This window comes from uncultured Shewanella sp. (assembly GCF_947495455.1).
In the GTDB taxonomy this organism is placed as follows: Bacteria; Pseudomonadota; Gammaproteobacteria; order Enterobacterales; family Shewanellaceae; genus Shewanella.
In genome coordinates this window covers 1-304 of sequence record NZ_CANLZC010000290.1, presented here as the reverse complement: position 1 = coordinate 304, position 304 = coordinate 1, and the positions used below count along the sequence as shown (strand labels likewise).

The following is a 304-nucleotide window of genomic DNA, read 5'->3' as shown; positions in this document are numbered from 1 at the left end:
GTCCGGGTCCCCATCGTCTAGAGGCCTAGGACACCGCCCTTTCACGGCGGTAACAGGGGTTCGAATCCCCTTGGGGATACCACTTTATTTTAGCTTATTTTAAAATTGAGTTTTAAGACTAAGCGCTTAAAATTTGGTTTTAAAAGCTAGTTCTGAAATTAAGCTTCTATGTAAAAGCAATCATGAGTTCACTTATTGATTGTGATAAAAGATAACGTCCGGGTCCCCATCGTCTAGAGGCCTAGGACACCGCCCTTTCACGGCGGTAACAGGGGTTCGAATCCCCTTGGGGATACCACTTTAT

The 304-nt window shown here is 45.1% G+C and carries 2 tRNA genes; both read left to right on the top strand.

The window, feature by feature from the left end:
- Window positions 1–6 precede the first annotated feature (6 nt).
- Window positions 7–82: transfer RNA gene (locus tag Q0791_RS25145), tRNA-Glu, on the top strand.
- Between the two features lie 140 nt (window positions 83–222).
- Window positions 223–298: transfer RNA gene (locus Q0791_RS25140), tRNA-Glu, on the top strand.
- Window positions 299–304 lie beyond the last annotated feature (6 nt).